Source organism: Stenotrophomonas sp. NPDC077420 (assembly GCF_044543385.1).
Taxonomy (GTDB): domain Bacteria; phylum Pseudomonadota; class Gammaproteobacteria; order Xanthomonadales; family Xanthomonadaceae; genus Stenotrophomonas.
This window is the reverse complement of record NZ_JBITVZ010000009.1, coordinates 26,369-48,572: the sequence shown is the minus strand read 5'-3', so window position 1 is coordinate 48,572 and position 22,204 is coordinate 26,369. Positions and strand designations below refer to the sequence as shown.

Sequence of the window (22,204 nt, the reverse complement as noted above, 5' to 3'; positions counted from 1 at the left end):
CAGCGGGTTCGCAGCAGGTCCGGAGAGGTGTCCGAGTGGTTGAAGGAGCACGCCTGGAAAGTGTGTAAGCGTCTAAACCGCGCTTCGGGGGTTCGAATCCCCCTCTCTCCGCCATATAAAAGATTAAGCCCCTGATTTCAGGGGCTTTTTCTTTTCCATCGCGCAGCATCCCAACATCTATCCCAACACTGGCAGAAGCGCGCTACGGGTAGCCTCTGCTTTAGGGACTGCAAAATCTACCGGCGTTACGAGCTCACTTAAAGCCCGGCATCCACGATGAAAACGGCCTTCGCCCTGCTCAGCCCAGCCTGAGCATTCCCATTGTCTAGGTCAGACCTCGAAGAGGCATTGCGGATAGCGTCAGCGTAAGCCAGTGACGCGATATAGACCTCTTTAGCAGCGGCTTTCTCATCTTCTTTCGGTTGCGACGCTACGTAAGCATCGTAGGCAACTTTGACCCGCTCACTACCTGTCGAAGCACAATCAAGAACTCGGTCTGTACTACTTGGTGCAAACGAGCCATACATCTGATTGTTCATCTCACCCTCTCCAATCAGTCGCGAACAGCTATAGAAGGCACCATTGACCTCCTGCAAAAACGCCAGGGCCGGGGGCCTATCATCCGCCAGAGCTAGAGATGGCAGCGAAAACACTACAATTGCGACTGCTAGATTTTTAATACCCATATATTTCCTCGAAGCCTTTCGTTACATGTTGTCCCCTGAGACCGAATGGCCCAAGTTCCATGTCTTGAGCCCTTCTAGCCCCTCCCTTGGAGAAGGCTCATGGTTTGCAATGATCGAAGCAAATAGAAGACCCGAAGATGTGATGCGCCGCCCGCCCTGCTCAGGAGCGACTAGGCGTGTCAGGGGAGAACGGGGTCAGCACGCTGAATGTCTAGCTTTCCGTTCATGTCTATCGACAGTCTAAAGAACTTTTTCTCACCGTTCCGGAAGGTGGTTTCGCGCTGGGTCCAATGCTCTTTGCTCAGCGCACACAAGCCGCGACCGCTCGGGTCGCCCCCCACACGAAGCACCAGCTCACCGGCAGGGACAGTGAATGTTGCAGTTTCAGAGTTATCAATCCGGGCGGCAAGCTCTTCGTTTACGAAGAAGCCGGCGTAACAGCCGGAACCAAGATAGCCCTTGTCTCGGGTCAGTACCAAAGTTCCACTTGGCCCATCTACAAGGGACTGAAAGCCCAATAGCCTATCCGCTGGGACGGGGCGAGCCTTAGAGTGGTCAGCCGGAGTGGTTGCGCATCCAGCCAGCGTAAGTGAAACAAAGAGCATTCCTGCGCGCGCCTTCATATGATTTCCCTGTCCCTATTAGCTCGGCCCGGTTGGCTTAGAAGGCACTCTAGTCACAGGGCCATGGGCCTTACAACCCCCCCCCCTTTTTCTTCGCCAGAGCCCAAGCTACGGCCTGTAACCTAGTGATGCAGGTACAATCCGGCTAATTGCTAGGAGGATGCAAGGATGGCCTTAGTAGCTTGTCACGAATGTGGGCACAACGTCAGCACTACTGCAAAGGCATGCCCTTCATGTGGCGCAGCCCCTCCGCCGACGCCCGTGCCGCATGTGCGGCCTCCTTTGCTCACTGGCGCGGGGTGGGTAATCCTAATTTTTGGTTTGGGCGCGGGCTTGTTGGTTTTACTTCTCCTGATTGCAGCAATGCGGGGGCCGTCACCCAAGGCTAAAGAAAAGGGTCAGGAGCGCGCCGCAATCGATCTGTGTTGGAAAGACTACGAGCGGAGGTCTCTTGATCCATCCACCAAGAGATTCGTAGCTAGCGCATGTGAGCTTATGGAAAAGCGATTCCGGGAGAAGCATGGGGTGGAGCCCTAAGAGAGGGGGGATTCGGTTTTGATTTGTACTCGTTGACTGCGACCCTTTAGGGGCTGAACAAATTAAGCGTCCGTCTAGTTTTATGGTTGCGCGAAATAGTCGCAGCGCCCCGCTGCTGAGCGCTGACTCAGCCCTGTGAGTAGCGCATGGAATGGCAGCAGTATCTGTGTAGCTGTGATGGCTACGCAAAGCTCATTTGAACCACCCTTTCCGTAGTCGGATTGGCTACCTAAAGGGCGATTAGTTCTCACTAAGCCTCATCACTGTAGCGAACACAACTACAGAGCCTATGCACAATGATTACCGGTGTTTTTTAGATCGGCAGGTGCAGGCGTCCAGCGAAGATACGCCTTATTTGGGTTGGCCCCAGGTGCACAGGTAGCTTCATTTGCTAGGCGATAGCTTGTGGCGTGGCGCGTCTTTTGTTGGAAGCCGCCCGGGGTTTCCACAGCAATCCAGCCACGTTCGATAAGATCGGAGAATGCGCGTTGTGCGCGTCTCTGCCCAATATTCAGGCGAGCCATTGCTTCTCTAATAGAAAGAAATACAACGTTCCCGTTCGAGGGTCTATACAGACCTCTGAGCGCAACGAGCAATGCGCGAGCGTCGGGAGACATTGTCGTCCAAGCGAGGCATCGCTCCTCGTACCAGTAGATTCGTACATGCGCATCTGCTTTCCTGGATCTTCTTTTCATCGTTCAAGAGCCCCCTTGGGCGAGGGGAGGTGGTACTGGACGACGCGGGCCATCGTTTGACGACGCGTAGTTACATTTATCCACGTTGAGAGGATGGGCCATCCCATCCGTCGGAGCTCGTGAACATCTGCGGCAAGTCGTGACGATCCAAATTCGCGCCAAGCGTCGGCACTTGTGAGGTTTCTGCCAAGCATTAGTGCGTTCAGAACCTTGGCTCTCGCCGAGCCGGTTGCTGGGTAGGTAGCAATTGAATTATCATTCGATTTCTCGCTAAAGCTGTAACCTCTTGCGAAACCCGGTCCGCCAGCCGGGTTTCGTTTTTTTTGACCTCCAGAGAGCGCTTCTGCCTTAGGCAACGTTCGCGGGAGTTGGTCGGTCGAATAGGTGCTCAGATTGGACTCGGCTCCGCTTGGCACCTCAACGCCTGTCTCCTTCTGAATTGACGTAATCTTGTCGTGCCAGAGGTTTGGGTCATCGAAATTAATCACTTTAGACCTCCCTGCGTCTGCGCATCCAGCCAGCTACGGACGTCCCCCCAACGCCAGCACGTAATTCGGCCGGGAAGGCGATGGGGGCGCGGGAATTGCCCCTCTTTTATCCGTCGCCAGCACGTCGCCTGGGAATAGGGGATGACGGGAAGTAGGTCCCGAATTCGCAACATCGCGTCATCGGGCAGCGAGGGGAAATGAATAGCTGATTTCATATGTGCCCTTAGGCGAGGAGATGAGGCTATTAAAGCCAATCACCGTCCGCGCAACTGGACACAAAATGTGCGATTTTCTAGAGACTTGGGTAAATGGGGTGCAGGCCGTCGAGTACGCCTGAACGTCCATTCGCGATTACTTGGTCAAAGACAAACCAGTACTTGGGGTAGGTTTTTGCCCAGACGCGCCTTAACGTCCTTTCATCTCTATTGCCTTGAGCCTTACCCAGCCGGTGCAACCTCTCGAGAACCAAGCGACAAGCCTTGCCTGGCCGGTTGATATCGCCGTTCAGCGCCCCTAGCTGATCCGCGACCAAGATGCATATGCGGTAATCTTGATCGTCTAAGAACTGCGAAGTTATAACTCCTCGGCGGGGCCGCTTAGCTCTCTCTGCAAAGCTGATGAGAAGCGCCTTAGCCACCTCAGTACCCAGCCCATAGTCAATGAAGTGATCCAGGAGCGGGTCCAATAGGCGGTGATTCCGGTAGACGCTCACAAGGTAGTGCTCAGCAACCTCCCGCCCGCAGTGACTCTGTCCGGACGAGCATCGCCAGCAAGGCCGACCGTCTGATCCAGTCCCGTTGTGGCGATATGCTCTCTGGCTAGCGAGGACGCCCTCGATGCCGGCCATGTCATCCTTGTTGATGCGAGTTCGCGGTCGTCCCTTTCCCTCCCTGCGCGCTCTCTTTGCTAAGGTGGCAACCAGCTCTCGGGCCTCCTTGGTGGCTAAGCCGTAAGCTCTCATCTGATTTAGCAATGGCCCTGACTCTCCGTACGCTTCGTACACAAAGCGAACACGGATCTCCTGCGCGCCACGGCCAGCCACACTTTCACATTGTGAGCATACAAACGACGACGATCCGCGACCTCCCCCTGCGGCGAGTTTGTCTACCTCACTCACCCGCCCGTGCTCCACGCCGAGTGCTGGGGAACCTAAGCACAGTGCTTTCAGACTTAGCGGAGTCTATAAAATTGGCCCAGTCTTCCATTAATCCCGTCCGTTTTACGAATAGATCCCCCCGGCGGTATGCTGCCTCAACCTTGTTGCTGATTGCATGGGCCAGTGCCATCTCTGCTACGTCGCGAGGATAGTTGGTTCGTTCGCTGCACCAGTCGCGGAATGTAGAGCGAAAGCCATGCGGCACAGCGTCAACCTGCATTCGGCGCATTACGGCGGAGATGGTCATATCCGACAACCTGCCCCCCCTTGGGGCGGGAAAGACAAGCTCAGTGCCACCCATGCGCGGCAACCCCTTGAGAATCGCTACTGCGCGCGCGCTGAGCGGGGCGCGATGTTCTTTGCCAGCTTTCATGCGCTCCGCTGGAACGGTCCACACAGCGGCATCTAGGTCAACTTCCTGCCATGTAGCCCCGCGAACCTCACCGGACCGAGTGGCGGTCAAAATCAGGAACTCCAGCGCGCGCGCCGCCATGCCTTGCTGCAAGCGGAGCGTGCCACAAAGGAGTGCATCTCATCAATTGGTAGCGCCTTGTAATGGCTCACCTTTGCAATCTTGCTGGGCTTCGCCAGGACAGCGTCTAGGTTCCCCTTCCAACGCGCGGGGTTGTCGCCTTTGCGGTAGCCCGAGGCGGTCGCCCAAGCGAGCACCGCTTCCAGCCGGGCGCGTAGGCGTGTCGCCGACTCGCATTTAACCGTCCAGATAGGGACCAGCACTTCCAGCAAATGAGAAAGCTCGATTTGGTCTACAGGAGTCTTCCCGATGACGGGATAGGCGTCGGCGGCAAGGGTGCTGGTCCACTGGGCGGCATGCTTGGCAGACTTCCATTCCGGACGCTTCGCAGCAATGGTTTGCTCGGCACACCATTGGAAGGTCGGAATGGCCTTGTACGCCATTCTGCGCGCTTGCTTGTCCGCTACAGGGTCAGAGCCACTTGCTACAGCCTCGCGGACCTTGCGGGCCGCTTTGCGTACGTCTGCGAGGGTTACGGCAGGGTAGCCGCCCAAACCCATGTCACGGCGGTGGCCGTTGATCACGATGCGCAGAATCCAGCTCTTTGCTCCCTTGGGAGTTGCGCGCAAATAAAGCCCGGTAACAGTGCCCTCCGGATGGAAGCCCGGCTCTAGCTCAGGAATCTGAATGGCTGTCAGCCCCTCGGCAGCTTTCTTTGGCATAGCAGTCCCAACATCTGTCCCAACATCAGATGATGCCATAGGATGCTACCCAGTGACGTCTTATGATGCGACGAAAGCCCTATTGTACTGGGCCACAATGCTCGTTTGAGTCGATGTGATGCAATGTGAATCATGGCGGAGGCTGCCCCTCTCTCCGCCAGACAAACGCAAAAGGCCGCCCAATGGGCGGCCTTTTGCGTTTGTCTGGCGGAGAGTCGGTGGACGAGACGCGCGGACGGGGGTTCGACGGATTCGCCCGGAGCGAATCCGGACAGCCGAATGGCTGGCCCCAACGCGCGCCGAGCGCGCGTTGGGGCGGGGCCCATGGATGGGCCCCGCAATCCCCGACAATGAAGCGGCCACCATTCCGCCGCGTTCGACGAACCCGCCGGTCAAACAGTGCCGCCCGAAGGGCGACATTTTTAACTGCTGCTACGCGCTGGACACCTTCATCAACACCAGCCCGCTCACGATCAGCACCGCCGCGCCAATCCGCATCGCGCTCACCTGTTCCCCAAGGAACACGATGCCGACGATGAACGCACCGACCGCGCCAATGCCGGTCCAGATCGTGTAGGCGGTGCCCAGCGGCAGCGTGCGCATGGCCAGGGCGAGCAGCCAGAAGCTGGCAGCCATGGCGGCGAAGGTGATGAGCGACGGGCTGAGCCGGGTGAAGCCCTCGGATTGCTTCATCGAGAACGCCCAGACGATTTCCAGAACACCAGCAACAAGCAGATAGATCCAGGCCATGTGGCCCTCCTTATGGGGCCAGGTCGTCCTGGTCATTGTTGCCCGGTATGGGGGAGGCCGTTCCTCCTGGGGTGCGTGCAGCGGGGAAGAGCCCCGCTCTACGGTGAGGGCGATTCTAGGGGATGGGGCGCAGGATGGGGGCCGAAGGCGTGTTGGGGGTTACGAGGTGGTCAGGGTGGGTCGGGGACACGCGTGGCGTGTCGCCACGGGTGCGTGCATCGGGCGGCTGCCAGGCGGATTCGGGGTTTGCGCCAAGGGCCGAATCCGACTGACAGTCGGATCTACCGCGCTGGGCTGCGCCTGCGCTATACTGAGTGACTGCACTTCGGTGCAACGTCTCTATGGCGGCCCCGTCGGCCCCTCGCGACGCTAGGTCGAAAATCCCGCCAGGGCCGGAAGGCAGCAACGGTATCGATCGACGCGGGCGCCGAGGTCAGCCGGCGGGGCCGTCACCCGTTTGGGGGTCTGCGAAACGGTTTCGGAGATTCCGCGCAGCCGCGCAGAGCGCGGCTCTACGTCGGCATTGCCGTTGGCGCTGACAGGGGTACGCACTCACCCGGCGTCGCCACGCGGTGACCGCGTTGGCGCAAGGCGTCGCCATCGGCTTCGCTGGCGTAGTGATACAGCATCATGCGCGCCTGCAGTTCGGCCGAATACTCCCGCTCGAGATCGTCCACGCCGGTGTGCGACGGGTTGCCGTGCAGGCCGCAGTCGTGGGCGATCAATTCGTTGTCGGCGGCGTAGCGGGCCAGCATTTCCGGAATCGGGCGGGTGTCGCCACTCCACACCAGGGCGCCCTGCAGGCGCAGGCCGTACGCGGTTTCCGGCCAGTGGTGGCGGACCGGGAACACTTCCAGGCGTACGCCGTCGTGCCAGAACGCATCGCCGACCACGATCAGCTGGAACGCATCCCAGAAGTTGGCACCGCCTTCGGCCAGCACGTTCGGGTAATCGGCCACGCGGCGATGCAGCAGCGGCACCACGGTCGCCGGAACATACACGCGGATGCGGCCACGTCGCTGCGGCGAGAAATAAGCGTCCACGAACAGCCGCTCGAACCCAGCCACATGGTCCAGGTGCACATGGGTGACGAACAGCGCCTCGGGCATGCGCCCGTACTGGGCCAGGTACGCGGTAAGGCCTTCGCCGCCGCAGTCGATGGTCAACCAGGGATGGCCATCGCGCTCGATCACCGCCATCGGCGAACCCAGCTGCACGGCCGACGCATTGCCGACCCCCATGAAACGCAGCGACCAGTCCATCAGTATCCCCGGTTCCAGGCCAGGTCGTAGGCCCGGCGCAGCCGCGCGAAGTCCTTCTCGACCTCCTCGTGGGTGCGCTCGCCGCGCAGCTTGACCAGCGAACGGTGCAGCCGCTTGAGGTTGCGCTCGCGCCAGGCCGTGGCCGGGATGCGCTGCACGCCGCGGTCGAAATCGATCAGCCAGCCATGCCCGTTGGCGTCGAACAGGATGTTGTGGGCGTTGAGGTCGGCATGGTCCAGCCCGGCGCGGTGGAAACGGGCGATCAGGCGGCCGGTCTCTTCCCACGGCGCTCCGCGCCCGGCGACCAGCGCGCGGTCGGCCAGCGAACGCACGCCTTCCAGGCGCTCCATCAGCAGCGCGGCCCGGTAGCGCAGGCCGTCGCGCATGTAGAACGCGGCGATCGGGCGCGGCACCGGCAGCTTCAGCGCGCGCAGCGCACGCATCAGGCGGAATTCGGCAAAACTGCGGGTGCGGTTGGCGCCACGCCACAGGTACTGGTCGTGGCTGAGCTTGGCCGCCATGCCGCCGCGCAGGTACTGGCGCAGCACGCAATGCCCGAACGGGGCGTCGACGAACCAGGCCCCGCCGCGGCCGCCCTCGCCCACCGGCCGTGCCCGCTCGCCCCAGTGGGCCGGGGAGAACAGGCTCATCTCGGCTTGCCGCAGCCGTTCGCGGTCGAACAGAATGGCACCCATGCCGCGTCCATCGCGGCAGGGCGTCAGCGCTTCAGTGGCGTCGAATGCGACCATTCCTTCGAGTCTAACAACACCATGGCATCAGCGTCCTCTTCCTTGTGTCTTTTGCGTTTGTCCGCGCTGGGCGACGTCACCCACGTGGTGCCGCTGGTGCGGACCCTGCAGCAGGCACGCCCGGGCACTGCACTGCACTGGATCATCGACAAGGCCGGACACAAGCTGCTGGACGGGCTGCCCGGCGTGGTCTTCCACGCCTACGACAAGAAGACCGGCCTGGCCGGCATGCGCGCCCTGCGCGCGGCATTGCCGCCGGGCCGTTTCGAGGCGCTGCTGCAGATGCAGGTCGCGTTCCGCGCCAACGTGCTGTCGGCATTCGTGCCGGCGCAGCGGCGGATCGGGTACGACAAGGCGCGTTCGAAGGACCTGCACGGGCTTTTCATCAACGAGCGCATTCCCGACCGCCCCGGCATCCACGTGCTGGACGCGATCGGCAGCTTCGGCGAACCGCTGGGCATCCGCCAGACCGAGGTCAGCTGGGACCTGGCGGTACCGCCGGCGGCGGTGGCGTGGGCGCAGGCGCAGTGGCAGGACGACGGCCGGCCGGTGCTGATGATCTCGCCCTGCTCCAGCCATGTCCGGCGCAACTGGTATGCCGACCGCTACGCGGCGGTGGCCAACCATGCTGTCGCGCGCGGCTGGCGCGTGGTGCTCTGCGGTGGCCGCAGTGAACTGGAGCGCGGCATGGCCGACGCCATCCAGGCCCAACTGGCGACGCCGGCACTGGACCTGGTGGGCAAGGACACCCTGAAACAGCTGCCGGCCCTGCTGGCGCGTGCCGCGCTGGTGATGACCCCGGACTCCGGGCCGATGCACATCGCCAACGCGATGGGCACCAAGGTGCTGGGCCTGCACGCGGCCAGCAACCCGCACCGCAGCGGCCCCTATTCGGACCGCCGCTACTGCGTGGACCGCTATGACGATGCGGCGCGCAGGTTCCTGGGCAAACCGGCCAGCGAACTGAAGTGGGGCACCAAGATCGAGTTCGACGACGTGATGCAGCTGATCACGGTCGAGGACGGCATCGCCGCGTTCGAGCGGTATGTGGCCGATCAGGCCTGAGCGCCGCTGCGATAGCCCCGATGGGTAGCGCCGGCTGTCAGCCGGCTGCCTGCCCCGACCAGCCGACCAACGGTCGGCGCTACCGGTCGGCAATACCGGTACCGCCGTTCGCCGCTGGCGCGCTCAGCCGCGGCCGGTGTAGTCCTTGTACGACTTCTCTTCGACGTAGACCGAGCCGAGCGCGAGGTTGATGTCCTTCTTGATCCGCGCGCGCTGGTCGTTGTTCTGGTAGACGCTGCGGGCCAGCGCGACGAAGTCGTCATCGAACGCGTTGGCCTTGTCCTTGAGGCGGATGTTGTCTTCGATATCCCACAGCACTTCGTTGATCGCCTTGAGCTCGGCGCGCAGCTTGGCGATGTCCGTGCCGCCGGCCGGGTGCGCCATCCAGGTCTTTTCCAGCGCGCTCAGCTCGGCGCGGATGTTGGCCAGCTTGGCCGGATCGCTGATGCGCTCGGACTTGATCTGCAGGATGGAGATCTTGTCCAGCAGCTCGCCAAACGAGACGGGAACGGAGATTTCTGCGGTCATGGAAGGCACCCGTGATGGAGGCAGACAGTTTAAGCGTAGCGACACGCCCTGCGTGTCCCAGGGAAGCCGTGGTTCAGACAGCAGAGCCACGCGCGGTGCCCCGCGAAGAGCAGCGACGCAGGGCGCGGCTCTACACGGCGTCCGACGCCTTGGCAGATGTCTTCGTTCGCTGATCACATCGAAGAGGCAAGCCCCTCTGTTGAGGGGCTGCCCCGACAGGGGCGGGGAGAGGAAGCATCGCGGGGCAACGGCGCGCAGCGCCGTTGCAATCCCCCCCTCTCCGCCAGACACGCAAAAAAGGCCACCCGAAGGGCAGCCTTTTTTGCGTGTCTGGCGGAGAGGGGGGGATTCGAACCCCCGAGGCGCTATAAACGCCTGCCTGATTTCGAGTCAGGTACATTCAACCGCTCTGCCACCTCTCCAGATGGTCCCCGGCGAACCGGGGAGCGAATAATACGGTGAGGCGGGGCTGACGGCAAGCCATTCCGTGGCTGCCGATGAATTTCTTCTGTATCGATGCCTTGCCGGATGTCCGCAGGGCCGCGATCATGCCGTTATCCCTCAGCAACACACTCCCCGGCCTGCGCGCGACCATGATCGAATTCGGACACCTGACCCACCCTGGCCTGCGCCGTGACCTCAACGAGGACACCTACTACGGGGACGGCGAACTGGCACTGTGGCTGGTGGCCGACGGCATGGGCGGACACGCCTGTGGCGAGGTCGCCAGCGCGCTCGCGCGCGAAACCATCGTGCGCGAGATCCGCCAGGGCGCGTCGCTGGCCCATGCGATCCGCATTGCGGACGAGGAGATCATCCGCACCTCGCGTCGCCGCAACGACAGCCTGCCGATGGGCACCACCGTGGTCGCCGCCCGCGTCCAGGGCAACCGCTATGAGGTGGCCTGGGTGGGCGACAGCCGCGCCTACCTGTGGCGCGACGGCGCATTGGCGCAGCTGAGCCAGGACCACAGCGTGGTCCAGGAACTGGTGGCGCAGGGCAACCTGACCGCTGAACAGGCGCGCGCGCATCCGCATCGCAACGTGGTGACCCAGGCGCTGGGGGTGACCGATCCGGCGCACCTGAACGTGGCGACCACCACCGGGGAGCTGCGGCCGGGCATGCAGCTGCTGCTGTGCAGCGATGGGTTGACCGAAGAGGTGGAAGACACCGGGATCGCGCGGACGCTGGCCTACGACGATGCGAGTGCGCAGGAGTGCGTGGATACGTTGGTGGCCGCGGCGCTGGATGGGGGTGGGTCGGACAACATCACGGTGATTCTGGTGCGTTGCCATTGATGGCAGCCGTCACGACCAACGGTCGTGACCTACCGCGATGTCCGTCACGACCAACGGTCGTGACCTACCCGCATTCGATCGACCGCGCCGGGCGGTAGATCACGACCGTTGGTCGTGATGCTTCTACGCCACCGTCTCCTCCACCTTCGGGCCGTCCCAGATCGCATGGCCGGCCTTCTTGCGCAGCTTGGCCAGGCGCGCTTCGTGGGCTTCCCGCTCCGAGGCGGTGGCCACCACGCGCGGGCGCGGCAGCAGGCGGCTGGTGTCGAAGGCCTGGACCTGGGCGGTGCCGGGACGGGCCGCGTCGGCTGAACCAAAGCCGATTTCCTCCTGGCCCGAGGTCAGCGCGATGTACACATCGCCCAGGATCTGGGCATCGAGCAGGCCACCGTGCAACTGGCGGTGTGCGTTGTCCACGCCCAACCGCTTGCACAGCGCGTCCAGCGAATTGCGCTGCCCGGGATAACGCTCGCGCGCCATCTTCAGGGTGTCGATGACCGTGCAGCGGTCGGTGATCGTTCCGTACTGGTCCCCCAGCAGCGACAGTTCGTAGTCCAGGAAGCCCAGGTCGAACGCGGCGTTGTGGATGATCAGCTCGGCGCCGTCGATGTAGGCCAGGAACTCCTCGGCGACCTGCGCGAAGCTCGGCTTGTCGGCCAGGAATTCCAGGGTCAGGCCGGTGACTTCCTGCGCGCCCTGCTCGAACTCGCAGTCGGGCTTCAGGTACTGGTGGTAGTTGTTGCCGCTCGGGCGGCGCTCAAGCAGTTCCACACAGCCGATTTCGACGATGCGGTTGCCCTTGCGCCATTCCAGGCCGGTGGTTTCGGTGTCGAGGATGATCTGACGCATGCGCTCAGTGTACCGGGCTGCCGGCGCGGATACGGATCGCGGCGTCGCGCGCCAGCGTATCCACGCGCTCGTTGTCGGGGTCGCCGGAATGGCCCTTCACCCAGCGCCAGTCGATCTGGTGCTTCTGCGTCGCCGCGTGCAGGCGCTCCCACAGGTCACGGTTCTTGACCGGGTCGCCGCCGGCGGTCTTCCAGTTCTTGCGGATCCATCCGGGCAGCCACTGGGTCAGGCCCTGGCGCACGTACTGGGAATCGGTGAACAGCACGATCTCACACGGTTCGGTCAACGCTTCCAGCCCGGAGATGGCCGCCATCAGCTCCATGCGGTTGTTGGTGGTATGCGCCTCGCCGCCGCTGAGCTCGCGCTCGTGGCCCTTGTAACGCATCAACGCGGCCCAGCCGCCCGGTCCGGGGTTGCCCAGGCAGGAACCGTCGGTGTGGATTTCAATGGTTTTCACTACAACTCCAGATCAGGTCGCCACGGTGCCGTGCCAGCGTCGGACCGGTAAGGGCGTGGGTCCTGGCAGCGCCAGGGTGCGTTTTTCAGCGGAGAACAGGCAGGCCGCGCGCAGTGCGGCCACGCTGCGCGGCCCCGGCGCGCGATCGCGCCACATCGGGCCCAGCCAGGCCAGGTCGTCGCAGGCCAGCCCGGCGCGCTCCAGCGTGTGGCGCAGGCGCTGCGGGGTGCGTACCACCAACCCGTGGTGACGCCATTGGCGGCGGAACGGACTGAACGGGTTGAGCGTGGACAGCCACAGGCGCCCACCGGGCATCAGGACGCGTTCGCACTCGGCAATCAGCAGCTCGGCGTCGCGCGCGGTGACATGCTGGAGCACGATCGCGTTGACGCTCTCGTTGGGAAAGGGCAACGGCAGCGCGCAGGTGACATCCCCGGTGTAGCCGTGCGCGGTCCGGTACAGGCGCAGCCCCTGGCCCGGCAGGGTCGCCGCGTCCAGCCAGCTGGCCGTCGGCGCGATCCACAGCGAGGGGTTGACCGGATGGGAGGCCAGGACCGGGTCCAGGGCCTGCCGCTCCAGTTCGCACAGCAGCTGCGCCGGTTCAGTATCAAACCAGGATGCGACTGACGCTTGACGGCGGCTCGGCTCGGCGGGCATGGTCCAATTCTATGCGACTGACTGCCCTACCCGCATTCGCGGACAACTACATCTGGGCGCTGGTCGCCGACGACGGTCACGCCATCGTCGTGGACCCCGGCCAGGCCTCCCCGGTGCTGGCTGCGGCAGCGCAGCAGAACTGGCGCCCGCACACGATCCTGCTGACCCACCACCATGACGACCACATCGGCGGCGTGGCCGCGCTGCAGGCCCGGTACCCCGGGCTTGAGGTCGTGGCACCGGAGGATGCGCGCATCCCCATGGCGACCCGGCGGGTGGCCGGGGGTGAACGCGTTCAGGCACTGGGGCTGGAGATCGACGTAGTATCCGTGCCCGGACACACCCGGTCGCATGTCGCGTTTCACACTGCTGAACATCTCTTCAGTGGGGACGCGCTGTTCAGCCTGGGCTGTGGCCGCATGTTCGAAGGTACGCCACCCCAGCTCCTGGCATCCCTGCACAGGCTGGCGTCCCTGCCGCCGCACCTGCTGTTGTGCTGCGGGCATGAGTACACCGTGTCAAATGCCGTCTTCGCGCGGCATGTCGACCCCGCCAACGTTGCGCTTGCGCAACGCCAAGAGGAGGCCCTGGCCATGCGCCGCGATGAACGCCCCACGCTGCCGGTTGCACTGGCCAGCGAGCTGGAATGCAATCCGTTCCTGCGTACCACTACCCCCGCCGTGCGGGCTGCTGTAAGCCAGCACCTCGGCCGCCCCGTCACCGATGAAGTCGATGTGCTGGCGGGTCTGCGGCGCTGGAAAGACGGATTCCGAACATGAGGCGGCGATTGCTGCCGCTCGCGGCGGGCCTGGCGATCGCCTTGGCCGGCACCGCGGGCGCCCAGTCGTTGAGTGCAGGCATGTCGCAGAACGTGGCCGGGCTTTCACAGCTGCCGCTGGATGCCGCCGCCCTGCCCCCCGCCTCGGTCCGCAACGGCCAGGACATCTTCGCCAGCTTCCGCGACGGCCTGGCCGAACCCACCTGCGACGCCGAGGCCACCAGCCCGCGCTGGCAGAAGCAGTTCGCGCATGCACCCTCGCGGCTGGCCAACCAGGATGACGACGCACTGGTGCTGTTCGGCTACGTGGTCGAAGAGCTCCGCAAGGCCAACCTGCCGACCGAATTTGCGTTGATCCCGTTCGTGGAAAGCGGCTACCGGCCCAATGCCCGCAACGGCAGCGGCCCTGCCGGCCTGTGGCAGTTCATCGCCAGCACCGCCCGGAACCACCGCGTGCAGATGACCGCCGGCTACGACGGCCGGCTGTCGGCCGCCGACTCGACCCAGGCGGCGGTGCGCTACCTCAAGACCCTGCACGGCATGTTTGGCGGCGACTGGCGCCTGGCCACCATGGCCTACAACGCCGGCGAGTACCGGGTCCTGCAGGCGCTGCGCAAGGCCGGCATGAACGCGCAGAACGCACGCCCGGCCGCGCTGCCGGGGCTGTCGCCGGTGACCTACTCCTATGTCGAGAAGCTGCATGCCCTGGCATGCGTGCTGGAAGACGCCGAAACCTCGCCCGGGGTGATGGCCTCGCTGGATCGCAGCGTCCCGGTCCTCAAGACCCACACCCTGCCGGCGGGCACCAGCGTGCAGCAGTGGGCCGCGCAGCGCGCCCTGGACCCGGCCCGCATCGCCCGGCTCAATCCGGCCCTGGCTGGCGGCAAGGGCCGTCCCAGTGGCCAGGTGGCCCTGCTGGCGCCGGCCAGCCATGCGCCGGTCGACGCTACCCTGCTGGCCAAGGCCGAGCCGCCGACCCCCGCAGCCGCCGCGCCGGCCGCGGAGGCCCCTGCGGCCAGCCGCGCCGTGGCCAGCGCCGATCGTCCGCGCGCGCGCCGGCATACGGTCCGCAATGGCGAATCGGCCTGGACCATCGCCAAACGCTACGGCATGCCATTGAAGGCGCTGCTGTCGCTGAACAACATGACCGGCAGCAGCGTGCTCAAGCCCGGCGCGGTACTGCGGGTAGAAGACTGACGTAGTACCGGGCCCTGCCCGGCACAGCCCCACAAACGAAAGGGCCCGGCATTGCCGGGCCCTTTTTCGTACAGGCCGCCGGGCAGAGCCCGGCGCCATGCGACGGCTTACAGGTTCGCTTCTTCCACCTGCACCCGGTAAGACTTGCGCAGGGACTGCACGAAGTCTTTGGCCGCGCTCATGCCGTCCACCTGGTCCAGCTGCTGGCGGAACTGCTTCTGCTGCTCGGCCGGCACTTCCGCCAGGTTCGGCGGGCTCACCTTGTTGACCGCGAACACCACGTAGCGGTCCTGCACGGCGACCTTGCCGTAGCTCGGCTTACCTTCGGACGGCGCCGGCGCAGCGAACACCGCGCGGTTGATTTCCGGGGTCGGCACCGGCTGGGTGCGCGGCAGGCCCGGCAGCGGGCTGAGCTGCAGCTTTTCTTCCGCGGCAAGCGCCTGCAGGGTCTGGCCGGCCTTGAGCTTGGCGAGCAGGGCGTCGGCGGCCTTCTCGGACGCCTGGCGGGTGCGGTCGGCGCGGATCGCGGCGATCACCTGGTCACGGGCCTTGTCCAACGGCAGCGCCTGTTCCGGGCTGTGGTCGGCGACGCGGATCAGCACGCTGTGGTCCGGCGCCAGCGTGATCGGATCGCTCACGGTGCCATCCTGGACCAGCACATCGGAGAACGCGGCGCGCTGCACCGCCGGGTTGGCGGCAATGCCGCTGGCGGTGGCACGGCTGAACGGACCGAGGGTCTGCATCGGCAGCTTCACGGCGTCGGCCGCGCTCTTCAGCGAGGTCGGGTTCTTGTACACCTCATCGACCAGGCGGCCGCTCAGTTCCGAGAACGCGCTTTCGGTGTCGGCCTTGAGCTGTTCGGCGGCAAGCTGGTCGCGCACCTCTTCGAACGGGCGCTGCTGGCCACCCTTGACCTCGCGCAGCTGCAGCACGTGGTAACCGAACTCGGTCTTGACCGGTGCGCTGACCTCGCCTGCCTTCATCGCAAACAGCGCATCTTCGAACGGCTTGACCATGGAACCCCGCTCGACCCAACCGAGGTCGCCCCCGTTGCCCTTGGAACCGGTGTCGTCCGAATTGGCCTTGGCCAGTGCGGCGAAATCGGCACCCGGCGCCTTGGCCTGCGCGGCCAGGGCGGCGGCCTTCTGCTCGGCCGCCTTCAGTGCGGCCGGATCGCTGCCGTCGGCCGCAATCAGGATGTGCGCGGCCAGGCGCGCTTCGGGCGTGGCGAAGCGTGCCTTCTCGTCGGCATAGCGCTTGCGCAGCGCCGCTTCATCGGCCGCCGCCGCCGGCGGCAGGTTCGCCGCGTTGATTTCCACGTACTCCAGCGACACCGTCTCGGGCTGGCGGAAATCCTTGGCATGGCTGTCGTACCACTGCTTGATCTGCGCGTCGGTGACCTCGGCGCTGTCCACCGGCAGTTCCGGCAACGCGGCAATCTCCACGTCGCGGGTTTCACCCAGCAGGTTCATCATGCGCGTCGCTTCAGCACTGGTGACGAAGCCGGAGTTCTGCAGCGCGGTGGGAATGACCGACTGCTGGAGGCTGTCGCGCACCAGGGTCTCGAACTGCGCCGGGGTCCGCGGCGGATTGCCGGTGCTCAGCGCCAGCCGGTACTGGTCCTGGCTGAACTTGCCATCGGCGCCGATGAAGGCCGGGATCGAGGCAATGGTTTCGCGCACCAGCCCGTCGCCAATGACGATGCCGGACTGTTCGCCGGCCAGGCGCACGACCTGTTCGTCGATCATCTGGTCGAGCACGGCGCGCTTGTTTTCGGTGCTTTCGAACTGGCGCGGATCGAAGTCCTCACCCTGCTGCTGGCGGGCCTGCTGGCGCGCCTGTTCGAAGCGGGTACGGAAGTCCTGTGCGCTGATCTCGTGGTGCTGCCACAGGAACGACATCGGCCACCAGGACGGCGCCGAGCGCCACCAGGTCGGCGGCGCCGCCACCTTGGCCACGTTCTGCGCACCGACCCCGCCCAGGTAGCTGGAGTCGATCACGAACAGGAACGGAATCATCAGCAGGCCCAGGATCACGGTAACGATCCAGCCCGAGGTCTTGTCGCGAAGTTTCTGCAGCATGGGAAAAATCAAGGCCCGATTGGCGAATCCGGCAGTGTACCCCGCTTCGCGCCGCTCCCCAACAGGGGCCGACGACAGGCAAAAGAAAAGCCCCTGGTTTGCACCAGGGGCCTTCAAGAATTGGCGGAGCGGACGGGACTCGAACCCGCGACCTCCGGCGTGACAGGCCAGCATTCTAACCAGCTGAACTACCGCTCCGCGCTTGAAACTTTGCAGGCGCTCATCATATCCGAAGATACCCAGAAAACCCACCTCGAATTACTGCTTTTCGAGGATTTTTTTGTAACTGGCGGAGCGGACGGGACTCGAACCCGCGACCTCCGGCGTGACAGGCCAGCATTCTAACCAGCTGAACTACCGCTCCGCGTTTATTTTTTCAAAGCCGGGTAGCAGTCGACTAACAGTCGACTCTACAAACGACTCTACAACTTTGTTACAGAAAACAAGGCCCCCGATCGCTCAGGGGCCTCGTTGAAACTGGCGGAGCGGACGGGACTCGAACCCGCGACCTCCGGCGTGACAGGCCAGCATTCTAACCAGCTGAACTACCGCTCCACATTTCAAACTTTTACTGGCAGTGCCTGGTGGGTGCTGAGGGTTTCGAACCCCCGACCCTCTCCGTGTAAAGGAGACGCTCTACCGCTGAGCTAAGCACCCCAGCAAGCCGCTTAGTTTACGGCATCCTTCAGGGCTTTGCCAGCCTTGAACGACGGATTCTTCGACGCAGCGATCTTGATGGTGTCGCCGGTCTTCGGGTTGCGGCCGGTACGGGCGGCGCGGTCACGCACCTGGAACGTACCGAAGCCCACCAGGGTCACAGCGTCGCCGGCCTTCAGGGCCTTGGTGATGGAAGCAACGACGGCATCGACGGCGCGAGCCGAATCGGCCTTGGTCAGGTCGGCGACTTCGGCAACGGCGTCGATCAATTCGGTCTTGTTCATTCTGTACAGCTCCTTTGGCGGGTATTCCGCATGTTCGACAGTAAAGCATCCGACCCGCAACGTGGCCGGACGCCAGTGAGTTCTCGATTCGCACCGATCAACGTACGGCTGACCTGCGAGTGGTGCTTTTATACCAGCGCACCCCTACCCACGCAAGCTGAAAAGCCAATAACGACGCGGGTTTCGGGCAATTCCACGCAGCGCGTCAGTGCTTGACGCGCGTCGTGGATGCTGTCTTGCTCTTGCCCCGCACTGTGACGCGCTGCCCATCCTTCTTCGGCTTGGACTGCGTCAACGGCGTTTCCAGCGCCAGGTCCAGCACCTCTTCGATCCACTTCACCGGAACGATCTTCAGGTCGCGGGTGACGTTGGCCGGAATGTCGGCCAGGTCCTTGCGGTTCTCTTCGGGGATGATCACGGTGGTGATGCCACCGCGCAACGCGGCCAGCAGCTTTTCCTTCAGCCCACCGATCGCCGTGACCCGCCCACGCAGGGTGATCTCGCCGGTCATCGCCACCTCGGCGCGGATCGGCACCTTGGTCAGCGTCGACACCAGCGAGGTCACCATCGCGATGCCGGCACTGGGACCGTCCTTCGGCGTGGCACCATCGGGCACGTGCACATGCACGTCGTGCTTGGCCAGGAACTCGCTGTCGATGCCGAAGCCGACCGCGCGCGAACGCACCACCGACAGCGCCGCCGACGCAGATTCCTTCATCACGTTGCCGAGCTGGCCGGTAAGGATCAGCTGGCCCTTGCCCGGCACCAGGGTGGATTCGATCTGCAGCAGGTCGCCGCCCACTTCGGTCCAGGCCAGGCCGGTCACCAGGCCCACTTCGTTCTGCTCTTCGGCGCGGCCGAAGTCGACCCGCCGCACGCCCAGGTACTTGTCCAGGTTCTTGCCGTTGACGGTGACCAGCGCCTTCTTCTTCGCCGCCGCCTTCCTGCCGGCCTTGGCCGGCTTGGCCAGGCCCGACGGGCCGGCCAGCGCGATTTCCTTGACCACCTTGCGGCAGATCTTGGCGATCTCGCGCTCCAGGTTGCGCACGCCCGATTCGCGCGTGTAGTAGCGCACGATGTCCTGGATGGCGTCGGGCTCGATCTCCAGCTCCTCCGGCTTCAAGCCGTTGGCCTTGATCTGCTTGGGCACCAGGTAGCGCATGGCGATGTTGAGCTTTTCATCCTCGGTGTAGCCGGGAATCCGGATCACTTCCATGCGGTCCAGCAGCGGACCGGGGATGTTGAGCGAATTGGAGGTCGCCACGAACATCACTTCGGACAGGTCCAGGTCCACTTCCAGGTAGTGGTCGTTGAACGCGTTGTTCTGCTCGGGATCGAGCACTTCCAGCAGCGCCGAGGACGGGTCGCCGCGGAAGTCCATCGACATCTTGTCGATCTCGTCGAGCACGAACAGCGCGTTCCTGCTGCCGACCTTGTTGAGGTTCTGCACGATGCGGCCCGGCATGGAACCGACGTAGGTGCGGCGGTGACCGCGGATTTCGGCCTCGTCGCGCACGCCACCCAGGCTCATGCGCACGAACTTGCGGTTGGTGGCCTTGGCGATGGACTGGCCGAGCGAGGTCTTGCCCACGCCCGGCGGCCCGACCAGGCACAGGATCGGGCCCTTCATCTGCTTCACGCGCGACTGCACCGCCAGGTATTCCAGGATGCGATCCTTGACCTTGTCCAGGCCGAAGTGGTCGGCATCCAGCGTGTCCTGCGCCACCTTGAGGTCCTTGCGGACCTTGGTGCGCTTCTTCCACGGCACGCCCAGCAGCCAATCCAGGTAGTTGCGCACCACCGCGGCTTCGGCCGACATCGGCGACATCTGCTTGAGCTTGTTCAGTTCAGCCTTGGCCTTGGCTTCCACCGCCTTGGGCATGCCGGCGTCGGCGATCTTGCGGGCCAGTTCTTCCAGTTCGCCGGGCGCGTCGTCGAGGTCGCCCAGTTCCTTCTGGATCGCCTTCATCTGCTCGTTGAGGTAGTACTCGCGCTGGCTCTTCTCCATCTGCGACTTGACCCGGCCGCGGATGCGCTTTTCCATCTGCTGCACGTCGATCTCGCCGTCGACCAGGCCGACCAGCATTTCCAGGCGTTCGCCGATCTGCAGGGTTTCCAGCAGGCGCTGCTTGTCGGCCAGGCGCACGCTGATGTGCGCGGCGATGGTGTCGGCCAGGCGCGCCGGTTCATCGATCCCGGCCAGGGTCTGCAGCAGCTCCGGCGGCAGCTTGCGGTTGGTCTTGACGTACTGCTCGAACAGCGACATGAGCGAACGCGCGATCGCCTCGATCTCGCGCGGCTCGCGCGACTCGTCCGATTCGATTTCCGAGGCCACGCCCTGCAGCGCACCGTCGCGTTCGACCACCTCGGTGACGTTGACCCGCGACAGGCCTTCGACCAGCACCTTGATGGTGCCGTCGGGCAGCTTCAGCAGCTGCAGGACCTGGGCCAGGGTGCCGACCTGGTAGAGGTCGGCGGCAGTGGGGTCGTCGGTCTCCGCCGACTTCTGCGCGAGCAGCAGGATGCGCTTGTCCGCCTCCATCGCCTGCTCCAGCGCGTGCATGGATTTGTCGCGGCCGACGAACAGCGGAATGACCATGTGCGGGAACACCACCACGTCGCGCAGCGGCAGTACCGGCAGGTCGAGAGTCTCAGTTGGGGAACGGGCCATGTGGGCTCCAGTTGAGCAGTGGGGATGGCCTCCGGGCAGCGTCGCCCGGATACAAAAAAGCCGATGGCCCCGTTATGGGGCCATCGGCGTCCAGATGCAAGATGCTCTGAAAAAACTCCATCAATTCAACTGCTTGATGGATTATTCAGCGCCAGCCGCCTTCTGTTCAGGGGCCGGCGGGGTCTGGTAGATCAGGTACGGTTCGGACTTGTGTTCGATCACCGATTCGTCCACCACCACCTTGCTGACGTTTTCTGCCGATGGCAGGTCGTACATGGTGTCCAGCAGGACCGATTCGACGATGGTACGCAGGCCACGCGCGCCGGTCTTGCGCTTGAGCGCCTTGCGGGCGATCGCCGACAGGGCGTCCGGGCGGAACTCCAGCTCCACGTGCTCCATCTCGAACAGCTTCTTGAACTGCTTGGTGATGGCGTTCTTGGGCTCGGTCAGGATCCGCACCAGGGCGGCCTCGTCCAGCTCTTCCAGGGTCGCCACCACCGGCAGGCGGCCGACGAATTCCGGGATCAGGCCGAACTTGATCAGGTCCTCCGGCTCGACTTCGGCCAGCACCTTGCCCACTTCCTGCTTGCGCTCGGCGCTCTTCACCTTGGCGCCGAAGCCGATGCCGCCGGCGTCGTTGGAACGGGCCTGGATCACCTTGTCCAGCCCGGCGAACGCGCCGCCGCAGATGAACAGGATGTTCTTGGTGTCCACCTGCAGGAATTCCTGCTGCGGGTGCTTGCGACCGCCCTGCGGCGGCACGCTGGCCACGGTGCCTTCGATCAGCTTCAGCAGCGCCTGCTGTACGCCTTCGCCGGACACGTCGCGGGTGATCGACGGGTTCTCGCTCTTGCGCGAGATCTTGTCGATTTCATCGATGTAGACGATGCCCTGCTGCGCCTTTTCGACGTCGTAATCGCACTTCTGCAGCAGCTTCTGGATGATGTTCTCCACGTCCTCGCCCACGTAACCGGCTTCGGTCAGCGTGGTGGCGTCGGCCATGGTGAACGGCACGTTGAGCAGGCGGGCCAGGGTTTCGGCCAGCAGGGTCTTGCCCGAACCGGTCGGACCGACCAGCAGGATGTTCGACTTCGCCAGTTCGACTTCGTCGTTCTTCTGGCGGCTCTCGATGCGCTTGTAATGGTTGTACACAGCCACGGCCAGCGTGCGCTTGGCCCGGTTCTGGCCGATCACGTACTGGTCCAGGACTTCGAGGATTTCCTTCGGCTTGGGCAGCGAACTACGCGCCGACTGGGCCTTTTCCTCGAGCTCTTCACGGATGATGTCGTTGCACAGCTCCACGCATTCATCGCAGATGAATACGCTCGGCCCAGCAATCAGCTTGCGCACCTCATGCTGGCTCTTTCCGCAGAAAGAACAGTAGAGGATCTTGCCGGTGTCCGTGGAACGACCTTGGCGGTCTTCGCTCATGCTTCGCTTACCCAGTTACCCCACCCGCTGAACGGGGGTTCGATTCGAGAATAACACAGGGCCGGAAGGACGCCAGTCCAGTCCGACCCTGCGGAAACAGGCCGGTTTCCC

20 protein-coding genes, 6 tRNA genes and 1 other RNA gene are annotated in these 22,204 nt (G+C 63.9%); 6 read left to right on the top strand and 21 right to left on the bottom strand.

Going from position 1 to position 22,204, the window contains the following annotated elements:
* Positions 1-21: 21 nt before the first annotated feature.
* A tRNA-Ser gene (locus ACIGII_RS10600) sits at positions 22-114 on the top strand.
* Between the two features lie 143 nt (positions 115-257).
* On the opposite strand, the gene ACIGII_RS10595 is transcribed toward ACIGII_RS10600, so the two are convergent.
* The 6 genes from ACIGII_RS10595 to ACIGII_RS10570 form a co-directional block, all read right to left on the bottom strand.
* Positions 258-686 carry a hypothetical protein gene (locus ACIGII_RS10595; RefSeq protein WP_399637893.1) on the bottom strand — a complete coding sequence of 143 codons (429 nt, stop codon included), beginning with the start codon at positions 684-686 and terminating at the stop codon, positions 258-260.
* Between the two features lie 1,851 nt (positions 687-2,537).
* Complete coding sequence (locus tag ACIGII_RS10590) at positions 2,538-2,957, bottom strand: helix-turn-helix domain-containing protein (protein WP_399638133.1); 420 nt, start codon at positions 2,955-2,957, stop codon at positions 2,538-2,540.
* 68 nt (positions 2,958-3,025) lie between these two features.
* Positions 3,026-3,202, bottom strand: a complete 177-nt coding sequence (locus ACIGII_RS10585) for a helix-turn-helix transcriptional regulator (protein ID WP_399638132.1) — start codon at positions 3,200-3,202, stop codon at positions 3,026-3,028.
* Positions 3,203-4,138: 936 nt separating this feature from the next.
* The gene (locus ACIGII_RS10580; protein ID WP_399657514.1) at positions 4,139-4,678 is read right to left on the bottom strand and encodes a tyrosine-type recombinase/integrase; all 540 of its coding nucleotides are present in this window, start codon (positions 4,676-4,678) and stop codon (positions 4,139-4,141) included.
* Entirely contained in the window at positions 4,651-5,379 is a 729-nt protein-coding gene (locus tag ACIGII_RS10575; RefSeq protein ID WP_399657511.1) for a tyrosine-type recombinase/integrase, read from the bottom strand. The genes ACIGII_RS10580 and ACIGII_RS10575 overlap by 28 nt, the downstream gene beginning before the upstream one ends.
* 432 nt (positions 5,380-5,811) lie before the next feature.
* Positions 5,812-6,129 (bottom strand): DMT family transporter, encoded by a 318-nt coding sequence (locus ACIGII_RS10570; RefSeq protein WP_399637887.1) that lies wholly within the window; start codon positions 6,127-6,129, stop codon positions 5,812-5,814.
* Positions 6,130-6,479: 350 nt separating this feature from the next.
* Here ACIGII_RS10570 and ffs point away from each other — a divergent pair.
* An RNA gene (ffs, locus tag ACIGII_RS10565) (signal recognition particle sRNA small type) lies at positions 6,480-6,576 on the top strand.
* 65 nt (positions 6,577-6,641) lie between these two features.
* Here the strand turns inward: ffs and ACIGII_RS10560 are convergent.
* Positions 6,642-7,391 carry an MBL fold metallo-hydrolase gene (locus ACIGII_RS10560; RefSeq protein ID WP_399637884.1) on the bottom strand — a complete coding sequence of 250 codons (750 nt, stop codon included), beginning with the start codon at positions 7,389-7,391 and terminating at the stop codon, positions 6,642-6,644.
* Positions 7,391-8,140, bottom strand: a complete 750-nt coding sequence (locus ACIGII_RS10555; RefSeq protein ID WP_399637882.1) for a 3-deoxy-D-manno-octulosonic acid kinase — start codon at positions 8,138-8,140, stop codon at positions 7,391-7,393. Before ACIGII_RS10555 ends, ACIGII_RS10560 begins: the two co-directional genes overlap by 1 nt.
* A gap of 21 nt (positions 8,141-8,161) precedes the next feature.
* Between ACIGII_RS10555 and ACIGII_RS10550 the strand changes: the two genes are divergently transcribed.
* A complete protein-coding gene (locus ACIGII_RS10550; protein ID WP_399637879.1) occupies positions 8,162-9,205 on the top strand; it encodes a glycosyltransferase family 9 protein in 1,044 nt (347 codons plus the stop codon).
* A 123-nt stretch (positions 9,206-9,328) separates the two neighbouring features.
* Here the strand turns inward: ACIGII_RS10550 and ACIGII_RS10545 are convergent, their stop codons facing one another.
* Positions 9,329-9,733, bottom strand: coding sequence for a DUF6165 family protein (locus ACIGII_RS10545; protein ID WP_399637877.1), 405 nt, complete (start codon positions 9,731-9,733; stop codon positions 9,329-9,331).
* A 331-nt stretch (positions 9,734-10,064) separates the two neighbouring features.
* Positions 10,065-10,155: transfer RNA gene (locus tag ACIGII_RS10540), tRNA-Ser, on the bottom strand.
* Positions 10,156-10,326: 171 nt separating this feature from the next.
* Here ACIGII_RS10540 and ACIGII_RS10535 point away from each other — a divergent pair.
* Positions 10,327-11,031, top strand: a complete 705-nt coding sequence (locus ACIGII_RS10535) for a PP2C family protein-serine/threonine phosphatase (RefSeq protein ID WP_399638131.1) — start codon at positions 10,327-10,329, stop codon at positions 11,029-11,031.
* 123 nt (positions 11,032-11,154) lie between these two features.
* Here the strand turns inward: ACIGII_RS10535 and dnaQ are convergent, their stop codons facing one another.
* The 3 genes from dnaQ to ACIGII_RS10520 are packed head-to-tail and all read right to left on the bottom strand — an operon-like array spanning position 11,155 to position 12,994.
* Positions 11,155-11,880, bottom strand: coding sequence for a DNA polymerase III subunit epsilon (gene dnaQ / locus ACIGII_RS10530; RefSeq protein WP_399637875.1), 726 nt, complete (start codon positions 11,878-11,880; stop codon positions 11,155-11,157).
* 4 nt (positions 11,881-11,884) lie between these two features.
* Positions 11,885-12,337: a ribonuclease HI gene (gene rnhA / locus ACIGII_RS10525; RefSeq protein WP_399637872.1), complete on the bottom strand. Its 453-nt coding sequence runs from the start codon at positions 12,335-12,337 to the stop codon at positions 11,885-11,887.
* Positions 12,338-12,349: 12 nt separating this feature from the next.
* A complete protein-coding gene (locus tag ACIGII_RS10520; RefSeq protein WP_399637870.1) occupies positions 12,350-12,994 on the bottom strand; it encodes a methyltransferase domain-containing protein in 645 nt (214 codons plus the stop codon).
* 11 nt (positions 12,995-13,005) lie between these two features.
* Here ACIGII_RS10520 and gloB point away from each other — a divergent pair, with 11 nt between their 5' ends.
* Positions 13,006-13,773 carry a hydroxyacylglutathione hydrolase gene (gene gloB, locus ACIGII_RS10515; protein ID WP_399637867.1) on the top strand — a complete coding sequence of 256 codons (768 nt, stop codon included), beginning with the start codon at positions 13,006-13,008 and terminating at the stop codon, positions 13,771-13,773.
* A complete protein-coding gene (locus tag ACIGII_RS10510; protein ID WP_399637866.1) occupies positions 13,770-14,969 on the top strand; it encodes a transglycosylase SLT domain-containing protein in 1,200 nt (399 codons plus the stop codon). Before gloB ends, ACIGII_RS10510 begins: the two co-directional genes overlap by 4 nt.
* Before the next feature lie 107 nt (positions 14,970-15,076).
* Here the strand turns inward: ACIGII_RS10510 and ACIGII_RS10505 are convergent, their stop codons facing one another.
* The 8 genes from ACIGII_RS10505 to clpX form a co-directional block, all read right to left on the bottom strand.
* On the bottom strand, positions 15,077-17,050 hold the full coding sequence (locus ACIGII_RS10505; RefSeq protein ID WP_399637863.1) for a peptidyl-prolyl cis-trans isomerase: 1,974 nt from the start codon (positions 17,048-17,050) through the stop codon (positions 15,077-15,079).
* 121 nt (positions 17,051-17,171) lie between these two features.
* Positions 17,172-17,248: transfer RNA gene (locus tag ACIGII_RS10500), tRNA-Asp, on the bottom strand.
* Between the two features lie 89 nt (positions 17,249-17,337).
* Positions 17,338-17,414, bottom strand: a tRNA-Asp gene (locus ACIGII_RS10495).
* Positions 17,415-17,528: 114 nt separating this feature from the next.
* Positions 17,529-17,605, bottom strand: a tRNA-Asp gene (locus ACIGII_RS10490).
* A gap of 27 nt (positions 17,606-17,632) precedes the next feature.
* Positions 17,633-17,707, bottom strand: a tRNA-Val gene (locus ACIGII_RS10485).
* Between the two features lie 11 nt (positions 17,708-17,718).
* Positions 17,719-17,991 (bottom strand): HU family DNA-binding protein, encoded by a 273-nt coding sequence (locus tag ACIGII_RS10480; RefSeq protein ID WP_399637860.1) that lies wholly within the window; start codon positions 17,989-17,991, stop codon positions 17,719-17,721.
* A gap of 205 nt (positions 17,992-18,196) precedes the next feature.
* Positions 18,197-20,662 (bottom strand): endopeptidase La, encoded by a 2,466-nt coding sequence (lon, locus tag ACIGII_RS10475; protein WP_399637858.1) that lies wholly within the window; start codon positions 20,660-20,662, stop codon positions 18,197-18,199.
* 141 nt (positions 20,663-20,803) lie between these two features.
* Complete coding sequence (gene clpX, locus ACIGII_RS10470; RefSeq protein WP_145478462.1) at positions 20,804-22,093, bottom strand: ATP-dependent Clp protease ATP-binding subunit ClpX; 1,290 nt, start codon at positions 22,091-22,093, stop codon at positions 20,804-20,806.
* Positions 22,094-22,204 lie beyond the last annotated feature (111 nt).

Excerpts from the sequence above, each read along its gene's own strand:
- ACIGII_RS10560 (WP_399637884.1), bottom strand. The coding sequence starts at position 7,391 with ATGGACTGGTCGCTGCGTTTCATGGGGGTCGGCAATGCGTCGGCCGTG.
- ACIGII_RS10535 (WP_399638131.1), top strand. The coding sequence starts at position 10,327 with ATGATCGAATTCGGACACCTGACCCACCCTGGCCTGCGCCGTGACCTC.
- ACIGII_RS10585 (WP_399638132.1), bottom strand. The coding sequence starts at position 3,202 with ATGTTGCGAATTCGGGACCTACTTCCCGTCATCCCCTATTCCCAGGCG.
- ACIGII_RS10545 (WP_399637877.1), bottom strand. The coding sequence starts at position 9,733 with ATGACCGCAGAAATCTCCGTTCCCGTCTCGTTTGGCGAGCTGCTGGAC.
- ACIGII_RS10550 (WP_399637879.1), top strand. The coding sequence starts at position 8,162 with ATGGCATCAGCGTCCTCTTCCTTGTGTCTTTTGCGTTTGTCCGCGCTG.
- lon (WP_399637858.1), bottom strand. The coding sequence starts at position 20,662 with ATGGCCCGTTCCCCAACTGAGACTCTCGACCTGCCGGTACTGCCGCTG.
- ACIGII_RS10570 (WP_399637887.1), bottom strand. The coding sequence starts at position 6,129 with ATGGCCTGGATCTATCTGCTTGTTGCTGGTGTTCTGGAAATCGTCTGG.
- ACIGII_RS10520 (WP_399637870.1), bottom strand. The coding sequence starts at position 12,994 with ATGCCCGCCGAGCCGAGCCGCCGTCAAGCGTCAGTCGCATCCTGGTTT.
- ACIGII_RS10480 (WP_399637860.1), bottom strand. The coding sequence starts at position 17,991 with ATGAACAAGACCGAATTGATCGACGCCGTTGCCGAAGTCGCCGACCTG.
- ACIGII_RS10575 (WP_399657511.1), bottom strand. The coding sequence starts at position 5,379 with ATGCCAAAGAAAGCTGCCGAGGGGCTGACAGCCATTCAGATTCCTGAG.
- ACIGII_RS10510 (WP_399637866.1), top strand. The coding sequence starts at position 13,770 with ATGAGGCGGCGATTGCTGCCGCTCGCGGCGGGCCTGGCGATCGCCTTG.
- ACIGII_RS10595 (WP_399637893.1), bottom strand. The coding sequence starts at position 686 with ATGGGTATTAAAAATCTAGCAGTCGCAATTGTAGTGTTTTCGCTGCCA.
- clpX (WP_145478462.1), bottom strand. The coding sequence starts at position 22,093 with ATGAGCGAAGACCGCCAAGGTCGTTCCACGGACACCGGCAAGATCCTC.
- ACIGII_RS10580 (WP_399657514.1), bottom strand. The coding sequence starts at position 4,678 with ATGGCGGCGCGCGCGCTGGAGTTCCTGATTTTGACCGCCACTCGGTCC.
- dnaQ (WP_399637875.1), bottom strand. The coding sequence starts at position 11,880 with ATGCGTCAGATCATCCTCGACACCGAAACCACCGGCCTGGAATGGCGC.
- ACIGII_RS10505 (WP_399637863.1), bottom strand. The coding sequence starts at position 17,050 with ATGCTGCAGAAACTTCGCGACAAGACCTCGGGCTGGATCGTTACCGTG.
- ACIGII_RS10555 (WP_399637882.1), bottom strand. The coding sequence starts at position 8,140 with ATGGTCGCATTCGACGCCACTGAAGCGCTGACGCCCTGCCGCGATGGA.
- gloB (WP_399637867.1), top strand. The coding sequence starts at position 13,006 with ATGCGACTGACTGCCCTACCCGCATTCGCGGACAACTACATCTGGGCG.